Source organism: Kitasatospora sp. NPDC056184, assembly GCF_042268405.1.
In the GTDB taxonomy this organism is placed as follows: Bacteria; Actinomycetota; Actinomycetes; order Streptomycetales; family Streptomycetaceae; genus Kitasatospora.
Map to the genome: position 1 here is coordinate 368,203 of NZ_JBHJUI010000005.1, position 20,698 is coordinate 388,900.

Below are 20,698 nucleotides of genomic sequence, written 5' to 3' on the forward strand. Positions count from 1 at the left end.
GCGCGGAGCGGCGCTGCCGCCCTCCGCGCCCCGGGTGTCGGGCTTCCGGTGACCGTCAGCCCCTGGCCCGGCCGGCCCGGCCGCGCCGCATCGCCGCTCCGTTCGACGTCATCGTGGCCATCGAGATGGCGGCCAGTCCCAGCAGGAACATCACGGCACCCGCGATCAGGCAGGTGACGATGTTCTTGCCCCGGTCGACCTCGCCCGAGACGACCCACGGGGAGATCATCGTCCACGCGCCGAGCAGGGTGGCCGCCCAGGCCCGTGCGTGGGTGCGCTCGTACGCCGAGCCGTAGCCGGCCATCAGCACGCAGTAGGCGATGCCGACGATCAGGCAGGTGACGGTCAGCGTACTGAACGCGGTGAAGCCGACGATCCACGGCGAGGCCGCCAGGAACAGACCGGCCAGAACGGCCAGGGCCTCGACGGCCTGGGCCCGCGGGGTCAGCGTGACCCGCTCGTAGTGCTCCCGGAGTTCAACGATGTCCGGATGGTGCTCCATGCCCATCGGCGCTTGGGTCGACACCGATACCACCTCCTAGGTTTCGAACATGGAGGGCTCTAGCCCAGTACCATTCTGGCGCCGTTCGCCCGTTTTGCACCTTTTCTTCCGGACGGCTACTCTTCCGCACCCACTCCGGCACCCAGCGGTCACGGGGCGGGTGACCTCCGTCTCACCGCCGCCTGCCGCCCTTGCCTATGCAACTCGTTGCATAGCAGGATGCCGGTCATGGCACTGGAGCACGCGATCCTCGTCTCGCTGCTGGAACGGCCCGGCTCCGGCTACGAACTGGCCCGGCGCTTCGACCGGTCCATCGGCCGCTTCTGGACCGCCACCCACCAGCAGATCTACCGGGTCCTGCGGCGGATGGAGGCGGACGGCTGGGTCCGCGCCGAGGAGGTCGCCCAGGACGGCCGACCGGACAAGAAGGTGTACTCGGCGGCGCCGCCCGGGCGCGAGGCGCTCGCCGCCTGGCTGCGCGAGCCCGTCGAACCGGAGACCGTCCGCCACGAGTTGGCCGTCCGGATCCGGGCGGCCGCCTTCGACGACCCGGCCGCGCTGATCCCCGAGGTCGAGCGCCACCGGGAGGGCCACGCCGCCCTGCTCGCCCGCTACCTGCACGGCGAGCGGCGCGACTTCCCGGCCGCCGCGGCGCCGGGCGCGCTGGACGCCCGGGAGCGGCTCCAGCACGTGGTGCTGCGCGGCGGCATCGAGTACGAGCGGATGACGCTCGCCTGGCTCGACGACGTGCTCGCCACCCTGCGCGAACTCGCCGACGGCCGGGCCGCTCCCGGCGCCGACCGCTGACCCCCTTCCCTCAGCCTCGACTTCCCACCCTCACCCTCGACCCCCCGGGAGCCCGCGATGCTCTTCAACCCGCGCACCTACGACCCCGCGCAGTACGACGAGCCGACCCGCCGGCTGCTGCGCGCGACCGTGGACTGGTTCGAATCGCGCGGCAAGAAGGCGCTGATCGACACCTACATCGACCGCGCCTGGTACGCCGACTTCCTCGAATTCGCCGCGAAGGAAGGCCTGTTCGCCGAGTTCCTGACGCCCTCCTCGGCCGACCCGGCCAAGCGCTGGGACACGTCCCGGATCGCCGAACTGAACGAGATCCTCGGCTTCTACGGCCTCGGCTACTGGTACACCTGGCAGGTCACCATCCTGGGCCTGGGACCGGTGTGGCAGAGCGAGAACGAGGCCGTCCGGGCACGCGCCGCCCGCCTCCTGACGGAGGGTCACGTGATGGCGTTCGGCCTCTCCGAGCGCGGCCACGGCGCCGACATCTACTCGACCGACCTGATCCTCACCCCGGACGGCGAGGGCGGCTTCACCGCCACCGGCTCCAAGTACTACATCGGCAACGGCAACGTCGCCGGCCTGGTCTCGGTGTTCGGCCGCCGCTCGGACGTCGAGGGGCCGGAGGGCTACGTCTTCTTCGCCGCCGACAGCCGCCACGAGGCATACCACCTGGTGAAGAACGTGGTGAACGCCCAGATGTACGTCAGCGAGTTCCGGCTGGAGGATTACCCGGTCCGCGCCGAGGACGTGCTGCACACCGGCAAGGCCGCCTTCGACGCCGCCCTGAACACCGTCAACGTCGGCAAGTTCAACCTGTGCACGGCCTCCGTCGGCATCTGCGAGCACGCGATGTACGAGGCCGTCACGCACGCCCACAACCGGGTGCTGTACGGCAAGAAGGTCACCGACTTCCCGCACGTGCGCCGGGAGTTGACCGACGCCTACGCGCGGCTGGTGGCGATGAAGCTGTTCTCCGCCCGCTCGGTGGACTACTTCCGCACCGCCTTCCCCGAGGACCGCCGCTACCTGCTCTTCAACCCGATGACCAAGATGAAGGTCACCACCGAGGGCGAGAAGGTCATCGACCTGATGTGGGACGTCATCGCGGCCAAGGGCTTCGAGGCGGACACCTACTTCGACAAGGCCGCCAAGGACATCCGCGGCCTGCCGAAGCTGGAGGGCACCGTCCACGTCAACCTGGCGCTGATCCTCAAGTTCATGGCCAACTACCTGTTCGACCCGGCCGAGTACGCCCCGGTGCCGACCCGGCAGGACGCCGCCGACGACGCGTTCCTGTTCCGGCAGGGCCCGGCCCGCGGCCTCGGCGCGATCCGCTTCCACGACTGGCGGGCCGCCTACGATGCGCACGGGCACCTGCCGAACGTCGCCCGGTTCCGCGAACAGGCCGACGGCTTCTGCGAGTTGCTGCTCAGCCACGCGCCGAGCGCCGAGCAGCAGGCGGACCTGGACTTCCTGCTGGAGATCGGCCAGCTGTTCGCGCTGATCGTCTACGGCCAGCTGGTCCTGGAGCAGGCGGCGCTCACCGGGCTGGACGCGGACCTGCTGGACCAGGTCTTCGACGCGCTGGTGCGGGACTTCTCCGCGCACGCCACCGAGCTGCACGGCAAGGCGTCCGCCAGCGAGGCCCAGGCCGCGTGGGCGCTGGCGCACGTGCGCCGCCCGGTCGCGGACGCGGCGCGGGCGGCGAAGGTGTGGGGCATGGTCGAGGCGCTCTCGGGCGCGTACGAGATGGCCCCGTAGGCGGGACCTCCGGGGGTGCCGGTCGGCAGGCCGGCACCCCCGGGGGGCGCTTCTTGCTTGTTGCTTCTCGCCTCCGCCTTCCGGCTTCCGGCGTCTCGCCGGTGGAGCGTCAGAAGGTGAGCTTCCAGCTGTCGATGTAGCCGGTGTCCTGCGGGCCCACGTCCTGGACCTTGAGCTTCCAGGTGCCGTTGGCCGGCACGGCCGAGGCGTTCACGGTGTACGTGGTCTGCACGTTCGCCCCGGAGTCGCTGCTGGAGGACTTGAGGCGGAAGGCGGTGCCGTTCGGCGCGACCAGGTCGATGACGAGGTCGCCGCGATAGGTGTGCTTGATGTCCACGCCGACCTGGAGCGCCGCCGGGGCGTTGCCGGTGCGGCCGGTGACGGCGACGTCGGAGGTCACGGCCGAGCCGTAGTCGGGGATCTGGACGTCGGCGGTGTTCTCGAAGACGGTGCCGGTGGGCGGGGTGGTGGAGCCGGCGGCGAGGGTCCAGACGGCGTACGCGATGGCGTCGCTCATCCGGTCCAGCGCGGTGTCGTTGATGTTGGCGCTGGTGTCGCAGGAGGAGTGGTAGCAGCGGTCGAACGGCTGGCCCGCCGTTCCGCCCCACTTCGCCGCCTGGGCGCTGGTCTTGGTGTAGTCGGCGCCGCTGAACAGGCCGCCGACCCGGATCCCGGCGTTCTGGAACGGGGCGTGGTCGGAGCGGCCGTCGCCCTCGAAGTCCTGCTCGGTGCTGATGCCGAGGCCGGCGAAGTAGTCGCGGAACAGGGCGTCGAGCGCGCTGTCGTAGCGGTAGGTGAAGTAGCCGGGGTTGGGCGAGCCGATCATGTCGAAGTTGAGGTAGGTGTCGATCTTCGAACGCTCGCCGGCCGCAAGGCTGTTGACGTAGTTCTGGGAGCCGATCATGCCGTACTCCTCGGCACCCCACCAGCCGAACCGCAGGTGCTTGCCGGGCTGGAGGCCGGCCCGCGAGACGGCGAGCGCGGTCTCCAGGACGCCGGCCGAGCCGGAGCCGTTGTCGTTGATGCCCGGCCCGCCGGTCACGGAGTCGAGGTGGGCGCCGGCCATCACGACGTGCGAGGTGTCGCCGCCGGGCCAGTCGGCGATGAGGTTGTAGCCGGTCGAGCCGTTGTAGCTGAAGGTCTTCAGCGTGGTGGTGTAGCCGGCCGCGTCCAGCTTGCTCTTCACGTAGTCGATCGAGGCCTTGTAGCCGGTGCGGCCGTGGGCCCGGTTGCCGCCGTTGGCGGTGGCTATGGACTGGAGCTGGGCCAGGTGCGCCTTGACGTTGGCGACCGGAATGTCGGGCGCGGCGACGGCCGCCGGCGCGGCGGGAGGCGCGGGGGCCGCCGAGGCGGCGGGGGCGAGGAAGGCTGCCGCGAGGGTGACGGCGGCAGCGGCGGACAGGGCGGATCGGCGCAGGCGGGATCGCCGCGGGGCGCGCTCGGTCAATGGAGGCTCCGGTATCCGGTGGGGCAGAACGGAAGCGCGTCACCTCACGGGCGGCGGAGGGATGTTGAGGGGGTGTGGGGCCGCCGGCCGCGCCGAAAAGTTGACGCGACCATGATGATTGGGCGAAGCCGGGAGTCCGTCAAGGGGCTGCGGGCAGGTGGCAGCTGACAGAATCTGAAATCTGTCAGCTGTTATCTGTTATCTGTCAGTCGTCAGCTGTCAGTCGTCGACCGTGGGCTGCTCGGGGGTGCGGGGCAGCACCGCCCGGACGACGGCGCCGCCGTCGTGGTTGCCCGTCGCGAACCAGCCGCCGAGTTCCTCGGCCCGCTCGGCCATCGAGCGCAGTCCCACGCCCGAACCGGCTCGCCGCGCCGTCCCGCTCCCGTCCCAGCCCTCCGCCGGATCGGCCTGGAAGCCGCGGCCGTCGTCCCAGATCTCCACCACCACCGCCTCCGGCCGCACCCGCAGCGTCAGCCGGGCCCGGCCCGCCCCCGAGTGGCGCAGCACGTTGTGCAGCGCCTCGCCGCTGATCCGCAGCGCCGCCACCTCGACGGCGGCCGGCAGCGCGGGCGGCGGGTCCGGGTCCAGCACCAGCGAGATCCGCGCCCGCGGCCCGTCCAGCTCGGCAACGAGCCTCCGCAGCGCCACCGCGAGCCCCTCCCCCGCCAGCGCGGCGGGCGCCAGCCCCTCGGTGATCCGGCGCAGTTCGTCGATCGCCTGCCCGATCCCGGCCGACACCGCGACCAGCGAGCGGGCCGCCGGGGAGCCCTCGGGCACCGCGGCCCGCGCGGTGTCGACGCCGAGCCGAAGGCCCGAGAGGGTGGGCCCGAGGCCGTCGTGCAGGTCGTGCCGCAGGCGACGGCGCTCCTCCTCGCGGGCGAGCACGATCTTCCGCCGCCCGCGCTGCAGTTCCTCGTACATGCGCAGCGAGGCGATCGCGGGCGCGGCCTGGTCGGCGAGGAAGCGCAGCACCTCGTGGTCCTGCGCGTCCAGTTCGGGCTGCCCGGTGCGCGGCGGCGCGTACAGGTCGCCGATCACCGCGCCCTCGTAGCTGAGCGGGAACACCTGGCTGGCGGGCCCGAGGGTGCCGACGGCGGCGGCTTCGTGCGGTCCGGTGCGGGTGTGCAGGACGACCCTGGCGCCGGGCAGGCCGAGGGCGTTGACCACGGTGTCGCAGAGCAGGGGCGGCGCGTCGGCGGGGCTGACGGCGCGGCTCAGCCGTTCGGCGAGCGCCCGCACCACCTGGTAGGGGCGGGCCCGGTCCCCGTAGTAGAAGCGGTCGACGGCCCGCACCACCCACCGGGTGGTGGGTCCGAGCAGTCCGCCGATGGCCAGCGCCCCGGCGGCGAGCAGTTGCGCGGGCGCGCTGCTGGCCTCGGGCAGGGCGCGGCGCAGCAGCAGCGCGATGCCGAGGTAGCCGGCGATCAGCACGGCGGTGAGGGCGAGGATGCTGAGCATCCGGCGGGTCGCCCGGTCGAGGTAGCGGGAGCGGTCGCGGGTGAAGGCGTAGCCGACGGCGCCGAGCATCCACAGCGCGGAGCCGGCGAAGTAGGCGACCGCCGCGACGCTCTCCGAGCTGCCGAGCCGCAGCGCGATGTTGGTCGTGACCAGCCAGACCAGGTAGGGCACCAGGACGGCGGTGACGCTGCGGTGCGGGCGGGCGGAGCGCCGCCAGCGGACGGCGGCGACGGCGAGGCTGGCGACGACCAGGCCCCAGGCGACCAGGGTGGCGTGCCACTCGTCCAGCGGCAGCCCGCTCCCGGGCGGCACCAGGATGTCGCCGAGGTACGGCAGCGGGCTGCGCAGGCGGACGGTGCACGCGTGGACGGCGCTCCAGAGGGCGATGGCCGCGACGTAGGCGCGGCCCGGTCCGCCGGGCAGCCGGCCCTCGGGCAGCCAGAGCGGCAGCGCGAGGGAGACGAAGATGAACAGGGCGACGGAGACGAGCAGCAGCGCCGCGCCGAGGGCCTGCGCGGCGGGGCCGGCACCGGCGACCGCGGCGGCGAGGAGGGCGAAGCGGGAGAGGCAGCCGAGGAGCCCGGCGGCGAGCAGGCAGCGGCCGAGGCTGCGGCCGGCCGGCGGTCCGGCGGCGGGGCCCGGGACGGTCCCGTCGGGGGCGGGCGCGGCGCGGTGGGCGAGGATGAGCAGCCCGGAGAGCGCGAAGGCGAAGCCGAGGAGGACGGTCTCGCCGTCGTGCAGATAGAACGGGGAGGCCCAGGGCGCGTCCGGGTGGGTGACGGCGAGCAGGACCCAGCCGAGCCCGCTGAGCAGGGTCGCGGCGCAGGCCCAGGCCGCCGGGCCGAGGACGGTGCGCCGGGGCGCGGCCGGGGCCGGCGGGAACGCCGACGGTGCGGGCGGTCCCGCCGGACCGTGCGGGCGGGCGGTCCGAGTGGCCGGTCCGGCGGTGTGCCGGGCCGGGGTGGTGGTGGCCGGGGTCGCGGCCGGTTCGCTCATGAGGGCCTCCTCCCCGCATCCTGCGGGTCCTGCCGTCCCGTCGGCGCGGGACGGCGGTCCGGTCCCGGCCCCGGCGCCGGCCCGCACCGGCGGGGTGCCCGCGGCGGGCGCGGGTCAGCCGTCGCCGAGCCCCATGTCCCGGGCCCGGGCGACGGCCTCCGCGCGGGTCGCGACGTGCAGCTTCTCGAAGATGTGGGTGACGTGGTTGCGGACCGTCTTCTCCGCGACCACCAGTTCGCGGGCGATCCGGCGGTTGTCCAGTCCGCGGGCCACCAGGTCGAGCACCTCCGCTTCGCGGGCGGTGAGCGCCGGGAAGAGCTGGCCGGCCTCCCGCACCCGGGCCCCGGCGAGCAGGGTGGTGATCCGCTCGGCGACGTCCGCGCCGAACACCGCGCCGCCGGCCGCGACGGTGCGCACCGCGTGCAGCACCTCCTCGCGGCCCGCGCCCTTCACCAGGTAGCCGCGGGCGCCGGCCTGGAGGGCTGCGAGCAGGCTGCCGTCGTCGTCCGCCATGGTGAGCATCAGCACCGGCGGGGCGGGCTGGTCGGCGGAGAGCCGGCGGGTGGCCTCCAGCCCGGAGCCGTCCGGCAGCGAGAGGTCCATCACGACGACGTCCGGGCGGTGGCGGGCGACCGCCTCCGGCACGTCCCCGACGCGCTCGGCCTCGGCGACGACGGCGATGCCCTCGGCGCTTTCGAGGGCGGCCTTCAGGCCCTCCCGGAACAGCGGGTGGTCGTCGACGATCAGGACCCGCACGGGCGCGGCCGGCGACTCCTCGTCCTGGCGGCCCTCCGGTTCCCGCGGGCTCTCGGCTGGCTGTTCTTCATCCACCTGGCCGACACTACCAGCGATGCAGGTGTGACTTTCCGTGACAGGCCTGGCGGCGGGGGCCGCGCCGCTCGGTGTGCCGCGCGCCTGGGCGGACATGACCGCTGCCCCATGCGCCCGGGACCGCGGGAGGCCAAGACTGGAGACAGCGCGCCCGGCCCGGCGACCGGTCGTCGGTGGGCCTCCTCCCACCCGTCCCTAGGCGGTGCCATGACCATGGTGATCCCCTTCCGCCCCCGGCCGCGCACGCCTGCCGGGCCCCTGCCGCACCGCACGGCCGCGCAGCGCCGGCTCACCGCCGCGGCGGCGGTCACCGTGGTCTGCCTGGCGGTCGCCACCCTCTGGGTCTGCTACGTCCTGGTCCACCTCGACGCCCCGGGCATCGAGGGGCCCCGTGACCAGTTGGCGATCCTGCTCTACGCGCTGCCGACCGCGGGCGCGGGGATGCTGCTGCACGCCCACCGGCCGGGAAATCCGCTCGGTTGGGTGATGCTCCTCTACGCGCTGACGGCCATGCTGCCGAGCGCGACCGCGGCACCCGTCTGGGTGGAGGTCTCCGACCCCGGGATCGTGGGCGTGGCGGTGGTGGTGCGCGGGGTGTGCGACACCGTCAACCAGACGCTGTTGTACGTGCTGCCGCTCTGGCTGCCGGCCGGCCGGCTCACCACGCGCCGGTGGTGGTGGTACATCGGCGCCGTGACGCTGTGGCAGCTGCCGAACGAGATGTCCTTCCTGGACCTCACGACCGTCTTCGGACGCCCCAACCCGCTCGCCGACAGCCTGCCCGCGAACTTCTTCGGCTCCGTCTACAACCATCTGGAGAGCCTCTACGACCCGGTCAGGTACCTGCTGATCGGCATCGCGACCGCCGTCCTGCTGGTGCGGCTGCTGCGGCGCACCGCGCCCCGGCAGCGCGCGCACATCGCCGGGATGCTGGGCGCCTACCTGCTCTGGGCGGGCATGCAGGACTACTACATGCGCCGGTTCCAGTACGAGTACTGGCTGAGCTACTCGCTGTTCACGGCGGCCGGGGCGGTGTGGGCCGTGGCCGTGGGGTTCCTGGTGGTGCGCGACGGGGGGTGGCGGCTGGACCGCGCGGCCCGGTCGGTGCTGACCGGACTGCTGCTCGCCACCGGGCTCACCGTGGTGTTCGTGGTGTGCGCGGCGGTGCTGTCGGGGTGGCTGGTGCCCGGCCGGGGCGCCGCCGCGCTGGTGCTGATCGCGCTGGTCTTCACGCTGGGCGCGGGCCTGCCGCGGGCCGCCCGGTGGGCCGTGGGCGTGGTCGACCGGCTCTACTACGGCGACCGTGCCCAGCCCTACCAGGTGCTACGGACGCTGGCCGGGCAGTTCCGGCAGGTGGTCGAGCCGGAGCGGCTGCCGTCGGCGCTGTGCACCGCCGTCGCGGACGAACTGCGGCTGCCGGGTGTGGCGCTGGCCGTCACCACCCGGGCCGGCCGCCGCTCGCTGGCCGCGGTGGGGCGGCTGGACGGGCCGGTCCAGGGCTTCGAGCTGGTCCACAACGGGGCGGTGATCGGGGAGTTGACGGTCGGACTGCGGGCCGGTGAGGAGCGGCTGGAGTCCAGCGACGTCGACATCCTGCGCTCGCTCGCGGACCAGGCTTCGCCGGCCGTCGCCTCGCTGCGGCTGCAGGAGGACCTCCAGGCCAGCCGGGAACAGATCGTCGCGGCGCGCGAGGAGGAGCGGCGGTGGCTTCGGCGGGACATCCACGACGGGCTCGGGCCGGTGCTGGCCGGGCTGCGGCTGCGGGTCGACAACACGGCCTCGGCGGCCGGGGCGGCGGACGGCTCCGAGGCGGGGGCGGGCCCCGGTGCGGGCACCGGGGCCGGGGCCGGGGCCGGGGCGGAGTCGATCGCGCAGACGCTGCGGGGCATCTCGGACGATCTGGCGATGGCGATCAAGGAGGTGCGGCGGATCACCGACCGCCTCGGGCCCGCGCCACTCGGCGAGTTCGGCCTCACCCGCGCCGTCCAACACCTGGCGGCCTCGTTCAGCAGCGACGGGCTCGCCGTCTCCGCCGCGCTGCAACCCGACCCGCTGCCGGAGCTGCCGGCCGCCGTCGAGGTCGCCGCGTACCGGATCACCGCCGAGGCGCTGAACAACGTGCTGCGGCACGCCCGCGCCCGGCACGCCCAGGTGGCGCTCCGGGCGGACGAGGCGACCCTGACGCTGACCGTCCAGGACGACGGGATCGGCCTCGGCCTCTTCCGGGCCGACCCCGCTCCCGCGGTGGGTGCGGGCGCGGACTCTGCGGGCGGGGTCGGCCTGCGGTCGATGGCGGACCGGGCGGCCGAGATCGGCGGGCGCTGCACCATCGACCGGCTCCCCCAGGAGAGCGGCACCCGGGTGCTGGCGGTCCTCCCCCGGCACCCCTCGCAGGGACGCGGCGCGGGAGCCGACGGCCGGTCGCCGACAACTGACAACTGACAGATTTCAGATGACAGATAACAGATGACAGATTTCAGACTCTGTCATCTGTCAGTCGTCCACCCGCCCCGCGCAAGCCGCCCGCCCCCGGCGCCGGAGGCTCCGGCGCCGGGGGCGGGGACGGGGAAGGGTCGGGGCGGACGGGGAAGGGGGATCGGCAGAGGAGAGACGCAGCAGCGGGGGCTTCAGCAGGCGATCAGTGCCCGCAGTCCTTCTCGCCCGGCTTGCAGCTGCGCGCGGCCTCCGCCACGCTCTCGGCCGCGGGGGTCACCTTGGCCGCCGTGCCACCGGCGACGCTCCTGACGACCGCGGCAGCCGCGGCGAGGCCGACGATGACGGACGCGACGCCGAGCGTCTTCGATGTCGTGTTCGTTGCCATGGGGGGGTGCTCCAAATTCTTCAGCTCCGAGCGGTCGAGTCGATCAACCGCTCCGCCTCCCACTCTGGTCGTCACCGCGCCCCGGGCACATGGGCCCGCCGTCCCGTTCCGGTCCCAGAACGGGACGGCGGACGCGGCGGCGGGCCCATCTGCGCAGCTCAGGGCAGTATCAGCACCGGTTTCACGACCTCCCCCGCCTCCGCCGCCGCGGCCGCCTCCTCGACCGCCGCGAACGGGAAGGTCCGCACCAGCCGGTCCACCGGCAGCCGCCCCGCCCGGAACAGGTCCACCAGCACCGGCAGGAAGCGCTCCGGCACGCTCGCCCCCTGGTTCACGCCGATGATCCGGGGCGCCCGGGCGAGCAGCCCGGGGACGTCCAGGCCCACCTCGCTGCCGGCCGGCGGCGCGCCCACCACCCCGCAGGTCCCGCCGACGGCCAGCGCCTCCACCGCCTGCCGCAGCGCGCGCACGTTGCCGCTGGTCTCCAGCGTGTGCTGCGCGCCGCGCCCGCCGGTGAGCTCGCGGACCGCCGCCACCGGGTCCCCCGCGGCCGCGTCCACGACGTCGGTGGCCCCGAGCTCCCCGGCCAGGGCGAGCCGGTCCGGGCGCAGGTCGACGGCGACGATCCGCGCCACCGGCGTCGACCGGGCCGCCAGGACGGCGGCCAGCCCCACCGCGCCCGCGCCGAACACGGCCAGCGTGTCGCCGGGTTCGGGCCGCAGCACGTTGAACACCGCGCCCGCGCCGGTCTGCACGCCGCAACCCAGCGGCGCCAGCACCTCGAACGGCACCGGCGGGCCGGTGACGGGCACGGCGTTGCGCTCGTCGGCCAGCGCGTAGCCCGCGAACGAGGACTGCCCGAAGAAGTGGCCGTGCAGCGCGGTGCCGCGACGGCGGCCCGTGCCGCGCACGGTGGCGCTGCCGTCCAGCCGGAAGCCGCCGAACAGGTTGAGCGCGGCCCAGTGGTCGCAGCGCACCGGCAGACCGGCCCGGCAGGGCGGGCAGGCGCCGCAGGAGTCGAAGGTCAGCACGACGCGGTCGCCGGGCCGCACCCGGGTGACGGCCTCGCCGACCGCCGCGACGGTGCCCGCGCCCTCGTGGCCGAGGACGGCGGGCAGCGGCGCGGGCGTGCGGCCAGCCCGCACGCTCAGGTCGGTGTGGCAGATCCCGACGGCGCGGATCCGCACCAGCACCTCGTCCGCGCGCGGCCCGTCCAGCCGGACGGTCTCCGGGCGGAACGGGCCGCCGGTCTCCCGCACCACGGCGGCGGTGGTCTCGATCATGACGGGTCCGCCCCGCCCGGCCGTGCGACGGCGATGTCCCACGGGGCCCGGGGCGTGAACAGCCGGTCGGGGGTGGACCGTTCGTAGGGCATGCCGGGCGGCATCGCGAGCACCTCCAGCTGGAGGCCCCAGGGCGTGCGGAAGTACACCCAGCGGTCTCCGTCGATCGGCCCGCCGTCGGCGATGGTCTGCGGTTCGCCCAGCACCTCGACGCCCGGCTGCTCCCGCAGGTAGGCGACGGCGCGGTCCACGTCGTCGACCGCGATCGCGAGGTGGTGCCCGCCCCAGTCGCTGTTGGCGGGCTGCTCGCGGCGCTGGTCCGGGGCGGTGTACTGGAACAGCTCCAGGTTGCTGACCGGCCCGAGGCGCAGCATCGCGATGTGCGCCACCGCCGAGCGGTGGACGCCGAGTTGGCGGCTCATCCAGTCGCCGTCCCCGGGGGGTGCGGCGACCGGCCCGAGGCGGTAGAGCAGGCGCGCGCCGAGCACGTCGGTGAAGAACGCCACCGCCTGGTCGAGGTCGGGGACGGTGTAGGCGACGTGGTGCACGGCACGCGCGCCGGGGATGCCGGTCATGGGGCTCTCCTTCCGGGGGCCTCGGCGGGGAAGGGCCGTTCGTGGGCGGCGTCGCGCTGGTTGGCGACCGCGCTCATCAGGCTCAGGCCGCCGTCCACGGTGAGTGAGACCCCGGTGGTGTAGGCGGCGTCCGGGCCGGTCAGGTGGACGATGGCCGCGGCGACCTCCGCCGCCCGGCCCGGGCGGCCCACCGGGATGGCGGGGCGGGCGTGGCCGCTGAGGTCGCGGTCGTCGAGGACGCCGTTCATCCGGGTGGCGGTCTCGCCGGGGCTGACCGCGTTCACGGTGATCCCGTACGGCGCCAGCTCCAGGGCCATCACCCTGGTGAGGGCGCCCAGCGCGCCCTTGGCCGCGCAGTAGGCGGCGCCGCCCAGGATCGGGGTGAACTCGTGGACGGAGGTGACGTTGACGATCCGCCCGCCGCGGCCCTGGGCGACCATCCGGCGGGCGGCCGCCCGGGCGCAGGCGAAGGGTCCGGTGAGGTCCACCGCGAGGATCCGCCGCCAGTCCTCCAGGGTCTCCTCCAGGACGGGTGAACGGTGGTTGATCCCGGCGCAGTTGACCAGGATGTCGATCCCGCCGAGCTGTTCGGCGGCGCCGTGCACGGCCCGCGCCGCGCCCTCGGGGTCGGCGAGGTCGAGCGGCAGCAGCACGGTCCGCCCGCCGGCCCGCTCGGCCCGCTCGGCCGTGCGGCGGGCGGCGTCGCGGTCGGTGCGGTAGCCGATCGCCACGGTGTGCCCGGCCCGGGCGAGGGCGATCGCGGTGGCGCGGCCGATGCCGGAGCTGGCTCCGGTGACGACCGCCACCGAGGGCGGGGCCGCGGCCGGGCCGCCGCCCTCGGGGTGCCGGTGGTGCGGTCCTGGGACGCTCATCGGCTCGCCTCCGGCACGGTGGCGGGGCGGACCTGGTAGCCGGCCCGGGCGAGGCTCGGCGCGCCCAGGTAGCCGTAGAGGGCGGCGGTCGGGCCGGCCGGGCCGGTCCGGAAGCCGTGCCACTCGCCGGCCGGGACGAACACCAGGTCACCGGCGCGGACCGGCACCTCGGTGGCGTCCGTGAGATGGGTGCCGCCGCCGGAGAGGACGAGGAAGAACTCGTCGGCGTGCGGGTGGCGGTGCAGGTCGTGGCTGCCGCCGACGCAGAACACCGAGGTGGCGACGGTGAGCCGGCGGGCGCCGACCGTCTCGTCGGTGGCGAGCCAGCGCACCGCCATGCCGGTCGAACCGGCGATCGGGGAGGCGGCCCTGCCGGCGGCCTCGGCGGCCTCGGCGTCACCGGCGGTGTCGGCGGTGTCGGCGGTGTCGGCAGCGTCCGCGCCGCCGGCGCGCGCGGCGGGCACCGTAGGGGCAGGCGGCTCAGGAGCACCGCCGCGGGACCGGACGCCGGGCCTCGGCGGTGCGAGCGGGACGGGCCAGGGGCGCTGCGCGGGCCGGTCGCCGGGCACCGCGAGGGGCCGGACGGTCAGCACGGCGGCGGGCGCGCCGGGCAGCGCGGTGAGTCCGCAGGAGCTGCCGGGCGGGTGGTAGAGGCCCTCGCCCGGGCCGAGCACGCGCCCGGCCGAGCGGATCCCTCCGGAGAGCACCAGCGTCACGGACTCGCCCACCCGGGAGGGGTGGTGCTCGACGCGGACGCCGGGCGGCAGGGTCTCGACGGTCAGCCCGCCGTGCGCGGACGGCAGGTGCTGCGGGTCGATCAGCCGCCGGAACGCGGGGGCGGTCCGGGGGACGGCGGCGGGTACGAGGATCACGTGGGATCTCCTTCGGTGGCGGGGTCGGCGGACCCTTCGGGCGTCGTGGGCCGGGCGACGGGCGGTAGGTCGGCCGCGCGGCCGAAGTCGAGGAGCACCTTGGGCGGACCGCTGCGGCCGCCCGCCAGCAGCCGGAACGCCTCCGGCCCGGCGGACGGCGGCAGCACGGCGGCGATCAGCGGCTCGGCCGCCAGGACGCCGTCACGGAACAGCCGCAGCGTGCGGTCGTAGTGGTCCAGGCCGTGCCGGACGCCGATCACCTCCAGTCCGCGCAGGGCGAGTTGGCCGGGGTCGAAGTCCGGGCACGGGCCGCCGGCCACACCGATCACGGCGAGCCGGCCGCCCGGTTCGAGCAGGTCGAGGCCGAGCGTGAACGCCTCCGCCGCACCCGCCGCCTCGACCGCGAGCGAGTAGCGGGCGATCCCGGCGGCGCGCGCCTGCCCGGGGCTCAGGGCGCGGCGCGCGCCGCAGCGCAGCGCGAGCCGCCGCCCGGCCGGGTCGATGCCCACCGCGTCCACCGACTCGCCCAGGCGGGCGGCGAGTTGGACGGCGAGCAGGCCGATCGTTCCGGTGCCGAGGACGACCACCCGGTCGCCCAGCCGGCAGCGGGCCCGCTCCAGGCCGGCCGCCACGGTGACCGCCGGTTCGGTCAGCACGGCCTCCCGGTCCGGCACGCGGCCGGGGATCCGGGACAGCGAGCGCTCCGGCAGCACGACGTACTCGGCGGCGGCGCCCGGGCGGCCGTAGAGGCCGACCTCGGTGAGGCGTTCGCAGAGCGGGCGGTGGCCGCGGCGGCACATCCGGCAGAGGCCGCAGTGCACCATGGTGTGCCCGACCACGCGGTCGCCGGGCGCGAACTCGGTGACCTCGCGGCCGACTTCGGCGACGGTGCCGCACCATTCGTGTCCCGGGACGAGCGGGAAGCGGGCCCGCCCGTCGCGCAGGTAGGAGGCGGTGCCGTGGAGGAGTTCGAGGTCGGTGCCGCAGAGGCCGACCAGGGCGGTGCGCACGGTGACCTCGTCCGGCCCGGGCGGCGCCGGGCGGGGCACCCGGGCGAGGGCGACCCGGTGCGGCGCCTCGATCCGCAGCGCCGCCATGGTGGCGGGGGCCGTCGCGCGTCCGGCCCCCGCCACCGCGACGGCGGCGGGGGCCTCGGCGGGAGCGGTGGCCCCGGCCCCGGCGGGGCCCGTCATGGCCGGCTCCGTCGTTCGGCGCGCCGGCGGGCCAGCGAGCGCCTGGTCGCGCTGGTGCGGCGGGGCGCCGCCAGGGCGAGGCAGAGCACCTCGGCCCCGAGCGGGCCGGCCTCCAGGAGCAGCGTGCGGCCCCGGGTCGCCAGCAGCAGATCGCCGTCGACGGCCAGGTGGTCCGGCTCGTCACGGCTCTGGCCGACGAGCAGGGAGCCGCGCGCGACGAACAGGACGGTCTCGCCCTCGGGCTGCCCCGGCAGCGCGTGGTGGGCGCCGGGGCTGAGCCGCAGGTGGTCGAAGCTCTCGCAGGCACTGGTGAGCATGGAGCGGCGCGCCAGGCAGCGCAGGCGCACGCGCTCGCCGTTCGGGCCGAGGATGACGGCGGCCGAGGCCGTCGCGGTGGTGACGATCACCTTGGCTCGCCTCCCTTCGGGCTCGGAGGGGTTTCGGGTCGGTGCGGGTGGTCGGGGTCCGAACGCTCGGTCTCCGCGCGTCCGGGCCGCTCGGCGGCGGGTCGCTCGGTGGCGGGCCGCTCGGTGGTGGGCCGGTCGGCGGGATGTCCCGCGGCCGGCCGCTCGGTGGTCGGCCGTTCCGCCGCCGGGTGGGCCATGGCCCGGCCCGGGTGCCCGGCGACGGCGAGCACCGCGTGGAAGAACTCCAGACCGGCGGTGCCGGCCGTGAGCACGGTGCGCGCGCCGAGCGGCAGGGTCACGGCGGTCCCCTCGACCAGCGGGATCCGGGAGTCGTCGGCCGTCGACGCGTCGTCCTCGGTCTCGGCCCCGGTCTCGCCTTCGGTCTCGGTCTCGGTCTCGGTCTCGGCCTCCGGCGCCGTGGCGGTGCCCGAGCCCGCCGTGATGTACAGGGCGCGTTCCACGCCCTCGGCGGTGAGCTCGACGCTGCGGCCCGGTTCCAGCCACTGGAGTCCGACGGCGCGCAGCGGTCCGGTCAGCACCCGGCTGGGGTCGACGGCGCCGCGCCGGCGGAGGTCGGTGATGACGGTGCCCGACATGACGGGAACTCCTTCTGCTGTCCTGCGGTCCGTACCGGGCCGCCTCTGTCCTCCACGGTGTGCCGCCTGCCGTCCCGGTCGCACGGGAACCCCGTCCCGTCCTGCTCCCGGCCTGCGCCCGAGCCGCTCCCGGCCCGGTCCCGAGTGCGCCCGGGCCGTGTCCGGGCCCGTGTCCCCGCGCGTTCACGCGGCACCCGGGCCGCCCGTTCCGCCGACCGGGACCGCGCGGGCCCCGGCGGGTTCGGGGACGGCGGCCCGGCTGCGCGGGACGCCCGTCCCCGCCCGGCCGGCCAGGCTCTCCACGGCGGCCCGCAGCACCGCGCCGTCCACCCGGGTCAGCAGCCTGCCGTCGGCGCAGTACGGGCGGCCGAGGTCGGCGAGCAGCAGCAGCCCGGGGCCGGCGGCGGCGACCAGCGCGGCGGTGAGCCGGTCCACGTCGACGCCGCCGGGCAGCGCGGTCGCCGAACCGTTGCGGGCCAGCAGTTCCCGGTGCGCCCAGCCGGTGTCCCCGGCGGCCAGGCCGAGCCGGATCGCCACCCGGGCGGCGATCAGCAGGCCCAGCGCCTCGGCGTCGCCGGGCGCGAGGTCGGGACCGGCGACGGCCCGCACCGCGTCGGCGAGGCTCCGGCCGTAGCCGAGGGCCAGCGCGGGGCCGGTCTCGTCGGGGTCGAAGCAGACCAGGGCGGCCCGCGCGTCGGCGCACAGGGCGAGCAGGGCGGTGAGCGTCCGCTCGTCGTACCGGGCCCCGGGGTGGAGGACGGCGGCCAGCGTCGGGTGGTGGGCGGGGCAGACGGCGAGCACATGGCGGACGACCGCGACCGCCCCGGCCCGGTTCCACGCGGCGGGCCGGGCGGCGAGCGTGTCGGCCCGGACCCAGACCAGCGTGGTCGGGACGGGGCGGGGCAGGGCCAGCGCGGGACCGCACGCGGCGGCCAGGTCGGTGGGCACCCGGACGTCGGCCGGGAGCCCGCAGGCGTGTTCTCCGCCGACGGCGAGGACCGCGGCGCCGGCCCGGGCGCCGGCCGGGAGCGGCCCGTCGCGCAGGTCGTGCACGGTGGTGGGCGCCCGGTCGGCGGCGAGCGCGCGGACGCCGGCCAGGGTGTCCTCGGGCGCCGTACCGTCGGTGACCACGAGGAACCGGTCGGCCCGGAGGCCGTCGAGCCGCGTCCCGAGTTCGGTCCACGACGGCTCGCCGCTGCGCACCGCCAGGACGACCTGTGCGGCTCCGGCCTGGATCCGCCGGTCGAGCCGAACGCTGCGACGCATGGTGGCCTCCTCCTGTCCGGGGTCCGGGGTCCGGGGTCCGGGGTCCGGACCACGGGCTCCACGCTGCGCCGCCCGCCGCCCCGCCCGCCTGAGCCCCGGGCCCCCACCGCGCCCCGCGCCGGCGCCCGGGACAGGCCCGGGTGCGGCCGGGACGGACCCCTCGGACCCTCTTCGAACCCCGCCTGCCGTGCGACGCGCAGCCAGCCTCCGGCCGGGAGGCACCCCCGGGGCACGCACGCACCCGGACGCCGCACGGCCCGCCCTTCGGGCGGACGACGGGGGTTCGAGGACGGGCCCCAGGGGGTTCCGGACGGCGGCCGCGACCGGCGGGATCACCGGGCGCCGCCGGAAGCGGAGGCGTGCGGGCGCCGTGTCCCGGGACCTGCGGGCCGCCGTCGGGGCCGCCCGTCGCCCGGCCCGCTACCTCCGCCGTCCCCCGGCCGGCGCCGCGCTCCTCGCGACCTCCGGCCGGCGTTCCGGCAGCGCGGCGCTCACCGCGTGCGGCAGCACGGTCAGGCAGAGGAGTTCCGCGCCGAGCGGGCCGCCGTGCAGGTGGACGGACTCGCCGCGCGGGGCGAGCAGCAGGGTGCCGCGGTCGAGCAGGCGCAGCGGGTGGTCCGGGCAGTCGAGCAGGAGGACGGGGCCGCGCAGCACGTACCAGGCCGCCTCGGTGGAGTCGCGGCCGGTGAGGTCGTAGCAGGCGCCCGGGCCGAGGTTGACGTGTTCGAAGGCCTCGCACTCGCTGTGCAGCATGCCCCGGCGGGCGAGGCAGCGGCTGCGGATCCGCTGGGCGCCGGGGCCGAGGAGCAGGCGGGGCGCGGCGGTCCGGGTGACGATCATCGGCGCCCGCCTCCCCCCGAGTCCCCGCCCCGCGACTCCCCGCCCCGCGACTCCCCACCCGGCGACTCCCCGCCCGGCAACTCCCGCCCACCTGTCACGAGTTCGGCGTGCAGGAAGGCGAGACCGCCGGGGCCCGCCGCCAGGTCGACCGCGGTTCCGAGCGGCAGGGTGAGCGCCGTCCCCGGCCGCAGCGGCACCCGGACGTCCCCGGCGCCCGCCCGGCCGTGGCCGCCGAGGACGAAGGCGGTGTGCTCGACGCCGTCGGCGAGCAGGAAGTCGCGTTCCCCGGTGACCAGTTCGACGTGCCGCAGCAGGCGCAGCGGCCCGCCGATGACGGCGGACGGGTCGAGCGGGCCGGTGCGCCGCAGGTCGCGGACCACGGTGCTGCCGACGCGGCCTCCGGAGTCGAACTCCTCCGGGTGGGCGGGCAGTTCGATCACCAGCCACTCCAGCGGCCCGGTCCCGGTGTTGCGCAGGCCGTGCCGGGTGCCGGCGGCCGTCAGCACGGCGTCGCCCGCGCGGACGCCGTGGGGGCGGCCGTCGAGGGTGACCTCGCCCTCCCCGGTGAGCAGCACGTAGACCTCGCGGGTACGGGTGTGGAGGTGTTCGCCACTGATCCCGCCCGCCGGGATGCGCGCCCATTCGACGGCCTCCCAGTCCCCGGCGAGTCCGGTGCGACGGGCGAGGCAGGTCCACTGGGTGATGCCGGCCGCGCCGTGCACGCCGTGGACGTCGGCCGGGGCGGTGGTGTCGGCGATCACGACGGCGCTACGCACGCGTCCCACTCCCCCGCGGCGCCTCGGCGGTCGCGGCGGTGGCAGCGATCGCGGCGGCTTCGGCGGCTTCGGCGGCCGACCAGGTGCGCAGCCGTCCGGCCGCGTCGGCGAGTTCGGCCACGCCGAGGTCGTCGACGAAGACGCCCGCGCCGATTCCGGAGGGCAGCGGCAGCCGTTGCCGCCCGTCGCGGTGGCGGACGGTGTCGGCGAGCGCCTCGGCGAGCGTGACGGGCTCCATCAGCGGGTGCCAGACGGGCAGTTCGAGCCGCCGCATCAGCCGCAGGACGCGTTCGGCCTGCCCGGCGTCGAGCAGGCAGCGGCGCCGGGCGACGACGCTGGTGAGCGCCATGTCGACGCAGACCGCCTCGCCGTGCAGCAGTTCGGGCAGCGCGCGCATCTCGACCGTCGGGCTGAACGAGTGCCCGTAGTCCATCAGGCGTTCCAGGCGGTGCTCCCAGAGGTTGGGCTGGAGTTCCTGGAGCATGCCGTGGACGGCGCGGCCGAGCACGGCGGCGCCGGCGCCCGGGGACTGGAAGCGGGTGTCGAGCAGGTCGCGGCCGTGCCGTTCGAGCAGGCCGAAGAGGGTCTCGTCCTTGATCAGCGCGACCTTGAGGATCTCGGCGAGCCCGTTGCCGATGTGGCGCCGGTCCAGGGTGGCGAGGAAGGCCGGGTCGAGCAGGGTGTCGACGGCGGGGTGGTAGCTGCCCAGGCGGTTCTTGTGGCGGCCGTGGTTGACGCCGGTCTTGGCGCCGACGCCCGCGTCGACGAGGCCGATCAGCGTGGTCGGGACCCGTACGAAGGGCGTGGAGCGGCGGTAGAGGCTGCAGGCGAGGCCGACGACGTCGGTGAGCACGCCGCCGCCGATCGCGATCACCGGTTCGCCGCGGCGGGAGATCCCGAAGGAGTCCATCCGGTCGGCGACCTGGAACACCGCGTCCATGGTCTTCACCTGTTCGTGGGCGAGCAGGACGTGCGTCTCGTACGCGACGCCCTGGGCGGCCAGGTAGCGCCGCAGGCGGTCGCCGTGCAGTTCGTCGACGCGGGCGTCGACGACGACGAGCCGGCGCCCGGGCGGGCCGCCGGCCCGGGCGAGCGCCGGGTTGCGCGGGTCGAGCACGCCGGGGGTGAAGCGGACCCGGTAGCTGACGGGCAGGGCGGTGGCGACCGTCCAGTCGGTGGCGGGGGCGCCGTTCACCGGGTCGCCGGTGGCGTGCAGGCCGTGGCCGCGACCGGGCACGGCGGGCGCGTCGGGGGCGCCGGATGCGCCGGTGGCGACGGCGGTGTCGGGGGCGCCGGGCCCGCCCGGGGCGGCGGGACGGCGCTGCGGGTGGGTGAGGGACACGGGTCGGCTCCTTCGGCGGGACGGCGGGTCGAACGGCCCGGTGGGTGAGGGAGGGC

Annotated in this window: 19 protein-coding genes; 3 read left to right on the top strand and 16 right to left on the bottom strand. The window is 76.0% G+C overall.

Features of this window, described 5'->3' with window-relative positions:
* Positions 1–55: 55 nt before the first annotated feature.
* Positions 56–526 carry an SPW repeat protein gene (locus ACFC0B_RS13655; protein WP_376085797.1) on the bottom strand — a complete coding sequence of 157 codons (471 nt, stop codon included), beginning with the start codon at positions 524–526 and terminating at the stop codon, positions 56–58.
* Between the two features lie 204 nt (positions 527–730).
* On the opposite strand from ACFC0B_RS13655, the gene ACFC0B_RS13660 reads away from it, so the two are divergent.
* A complete protein-coding gene (locus ACFC0B_RS13660) occupies positions 731–1,309 on the top strand; it encodes a PadR family transcriptional regulator (RefSeq protein WP_376085799.1) in 579 nt (192 codons plus the stop codon).
* A 57-nt stretch (positions 1,310–1,366) separates the two neighbouring features.
* Positions 1,367–3,067 carry an acyl-CoA dehydrogenase family protein gene (locus ACFC0B_RS13665; RefSeq protein WP_376085800.1) on the top strand — a complete coding sequence of 567 codons (1,701 nt, stop codon included), beginning with the start codon at positions 1,367–1,369 and terminating at the stop codon, positions 3,065–3,067.
* A gap of 109 nt (positions 3,068–3,176) precedes the next feature.
* Here the strand turns inward: ACFC0B_RS13665 and ACFC0B_RS13670 are convergent, their stop codons facing one another.
* From ACFC0B_RS13670 to ACFC0B_RS13680, 3 genes are all read right to left on the bottom strand, one after another.
* The gene (locus tag ACFC0B_RS13670; protein WP_376085803.1) at positions 3,177–4,514 is read right to left on the bottom strand and encodes a M28 family metallopeptidase; all 1,338 of its coding nucleotides are present in this window, start codon (positions 4,512–4,514) and stop codon (positions 3,177–3,179) included.
* A gap of 219 nt (positions 4,515–4,733) precedes the next feature.
* Entirely contained in the window at positions 4,734–6,968 is a 2,235-nt protein-coding gene (locus ACFC0B_RS13675; RefSeq protein ID WP_376085805.1) for an ATP-binding protein, read from the bottom strand.
* A gap of 114 nt (positions 6,969–7,082) precedes the next feature.
* Positions 7,083–7,724 (bottom strand): response regulator, encoded by a 642-nt coding sequence (locus tag ACFC0B_RS13680; RefSeq protein ID WP_376085995.1) that lies wholly within the window; start codon positions 7,722–7,724, stop codon positions 7,083–7,085.
* A gap of 282 nt (positions 7,725–8,006) precedes the next feature.
* Between ACFC0B_RS13680 and ACFC0B_RS13685 the strand changes: the two genes are divergently transcribed.
* Positions 8,007–10,241, top strand: coding sequence for a sensor histidine kinase (locus tag ACFC0B_RS13685; protein WP_376085808.1), 2,235 nt, complete (start codon positions 8,007–8,009; stop codon positions 10,239–10,241).
* Positions 10,242–10,437: 196 nt separating this feature from the next.
* Here ACFC0B_RS13685 and ACFC0B_RS13690 read toward each other — a convergent pair whose 3' ends face one another.
* The 12 genes from ACFC0B_RS13690 to ACFC0B_RS13745 all read right to left on the bottom strand — a co-directional run bounded on the left by ACFC0B_RS13690 (position 10,438) and on the right by ACFC0B_RS13745 (position 20,516).
* The gene (locus tag ACFC0B_RS13690) at positions 10,438–10,620 is read right to left on the bottom strand and encodes a hypothetical protein (protein ID WP_376085811.1); all 183 of its coding nucleotides are present in this window, start codon (positions 10,618–10,620) and stop codon (positions 10,438–10,440) included.
* 158 nt (positions 10,621–10,778) lie between these two features.
* The gene (locus ACFC0B_RS13695) at positions 10,779–11,903 is read right to left on the bottom strand and encodes an NAD(P)-dependent alcohol dehydrogenase (RefSeq protein ID WP_376085814.1); all 1,125 of its coding nucleotides are present in this window, start codon (positions 11,901–11,903) and stop codon (positions 10,779–10,781) included.
* Complete coding sequence (locus ACFC0B_RS13700; RefSeq protein ID WP_376085816.1) at positions 11,900–12,478, bottom strand: VOC family protein; 579 nt, start codon at positions 12,476–12,478, stop codon at positions 11,900–11,902. Before ACFC0B_RS13700 ends, ACFC0B_RS13695 begins: the two co-directional genes overlap by 4 nt.
* On the bottom strand, positions 12,475–13,350 hold the full coding sequence (locus tag ACFC0B_RS13705) for an SDR family oxidoreductase (protein WP_376085818.1): 876 nt from the start codon (positions 13,348–13,350) through the stop codon (positions 12,475–12,477). The genes ACFC0B_RS13700 and ACFC0B_RS13705 overlap by 4 nt, the downstream gene beginning before the upstream one ends.
* A complete protein-coding gene (locus ACFC0B_RS13710) occupies positions 13,347–14,222 on the bottom strand; it encodes a cupin domain-containing protein (RefSeq protein ID WP_376085819.1) in 876 nt (291 codons plus the stop codon). Before ACFC0B_RS13710 ends, ACFC0B_RS13705 begins: the two co-directional genes overlap by 4 nt.
* Positions 14,219–15,415: a zinc-binding dehydrogenase gene (locus ACFC0B_RS13715; protein ID WP_376085822.1), complete on the bottom strand. Its 1,197-nt coding sequence runs from the start codon at positions 15,413–15,415 to the stop codon at positions 14,219–14,221. The genes ACFC0B_RS13710 and ACFC0B_RS13715 overlap by 4 nt, the downstream gene beginning before the upstream one ends.
* Entirely contained in the window at positions 15,412–15,822 is a 411-nt protein-coding gene (locus ACFC0B_RS13720) for a hypothetical protein (RefSeq protein ID WP_376085825.1), read from the bottom strand. Before ACFC0B_RS13720 ends, ACFC0B_RS13715 begins: the two co-directional genes overlap by 4 nt.
* Positions 15,819–16,418, bottom strand: a complete 600-nt coding sequence (locus ACFC0B_RS13725) for a hypothetical protein (RefSeq protein ID WP_376085827.1) — start codon at positions 16,416–16,418, stop codon at positions 15,819–15,821. The genes ACFC0B_RS13720 and ACFC0B_RS13725 overlap by 4 nt, the downstream gene beginning before the upstream one ends.
* Positions 16,419–16,601: 183 nt before the next feature.
* On the bottom strand, positions 16,602–17,684 hold the full coding sequence (locus tag ACFC0B_RS13730) for a hypothetical protein (RefSeq protein WP_376085828.1): 1,083 nt from the start codon (positions 17,682–17,684) through the stop codon (positions 16,602–16,604).
* A gap of 420 nt (positions 17,685–18,104) precedes the next feature.
* On the bottom strand, positions 18,105–18,524 hold the full coding sequence (locus tag ACFC0B_RS13735; protein WP_376085830.1) for a hypothetical protein: 420 nt from the start codon (positions 18,522–18,524) through the stop codon (positions 18,105–18,107).
* Complete coding sequence (locus ACFC0B_RS13740; protein WP_376085832.1) at positions 18,521–19,300, bottom strand: cupin domain-containing protein; 780 nt, start codon at positions 19,298–19,300, stop codon at positions 18,521–18,523. Before ACFC0B_RS13740 ends, ACFC0B_RS13735 begins: the two co-directional genes overlap by 4 nt.
* Positions 19,293–20,516: a sedoheptulose 7-phosphate cyclase gene (locus ACFC0B_RS13745; RefSeq protein WP_376085997.1), complete on the bottom strand. Its 1,224-nt coding sequence runs from the start codon at positions 20,514–20,516 to the stop codon at positions 19,293–19,295. The genes ACFC0B_RS13740 and ACFC0B_RS13745 overlap by 8 nt, the downstream gene beginning before the upstream one ends.
* Positions 20,517–20,698: the final 182 nt, after the last annotated feature.

Coding starts and splice junctions, on each gene's coding strand:
- ACFC0B_RS13660 (WP_376085799.1), top strand. CDS start 731: ATGGCACTGGAGCACGCGATCCTCGTCTCGCTGCTGGAACGGCCCGGC.
- ACFC0B_RS13665 (WP_376085800.1), top strand. CDS start 1,367: ATGCTCTTCAACCCGCGCACCTACGACCCCGCGCAGTACGACGAGCCG.
- ACFC0B_RS13675 (WP_376085805.1), bottom strand. CDS start 6,968: ATGAGCGAACCGGCCGCGACCCCGGCCACCACCACCCCGGCCCGGCAC.
- ACFC0B_RS13685 (WP_376085808.1), top strand. CDS start 8,007: ATGACCATGGTGATCCCCTTCCGCCCCCGGCCGCGCACGCCTGCCGGG.
- ACFC0B_RS13690 (WP_376085811.1), bottom strand. CDS start 10,620: ATGGCAACGAACACGACATCGAAGACGCTCGGCGTCGCGTCCGTCATC.
- ACFC0B_RS13695 (WP_376085814.1), bottom strand. CDS start 11,903: ATGATCGAGACCACCGCCGCCGTGGTGCGGGAGACCGGCGGCCCGTTC.
- ACFC0B_RS13700 (WP_376085816.1), bottom strand. CDS start 12,478: ATGACCGGCATCCCCGGCGCGCGTGCCGTGCACCACGTCGCCTACACC.
- ACFC0B_RS13705 (WP_376085818.1), bottom strand. CDS start 13,350: ATGAGCGTCCCAGGACCGCACCACCGGCACCCCGAGGGCGGCGGCCCG.
- ACFC0B_RS13715 (WP_376085822.1), bottom strand. CDS start 15,415: ATGACGGGCCCCGCCGGGGCCGGGGCCACCGCTCCCGCCGAGGCCCCC.
- ACFC0B_RS13725 (WP_376085827.1), bottom strand. CDS start 16,418: ATGTCGGGCACCGTCATCACCGACCTCCGCCGGCGCGGCGCCGTCGAC.
- ACFC0B_RS13730 (WP_376085828.1), bottom strand. CDS start 17,684: ATGCGTCGCAGCGTTCGGCTCGACCGGCGGATCCAGGCCGGAGCCGCA.
- ACFC0B_RS13735 (WP_376085830.1), bottom strand. CDS start 18,524: ATGATCGTCACCCGGACCGCCGCGCCCCGCCTGCTCCTCGGCCCCGGC.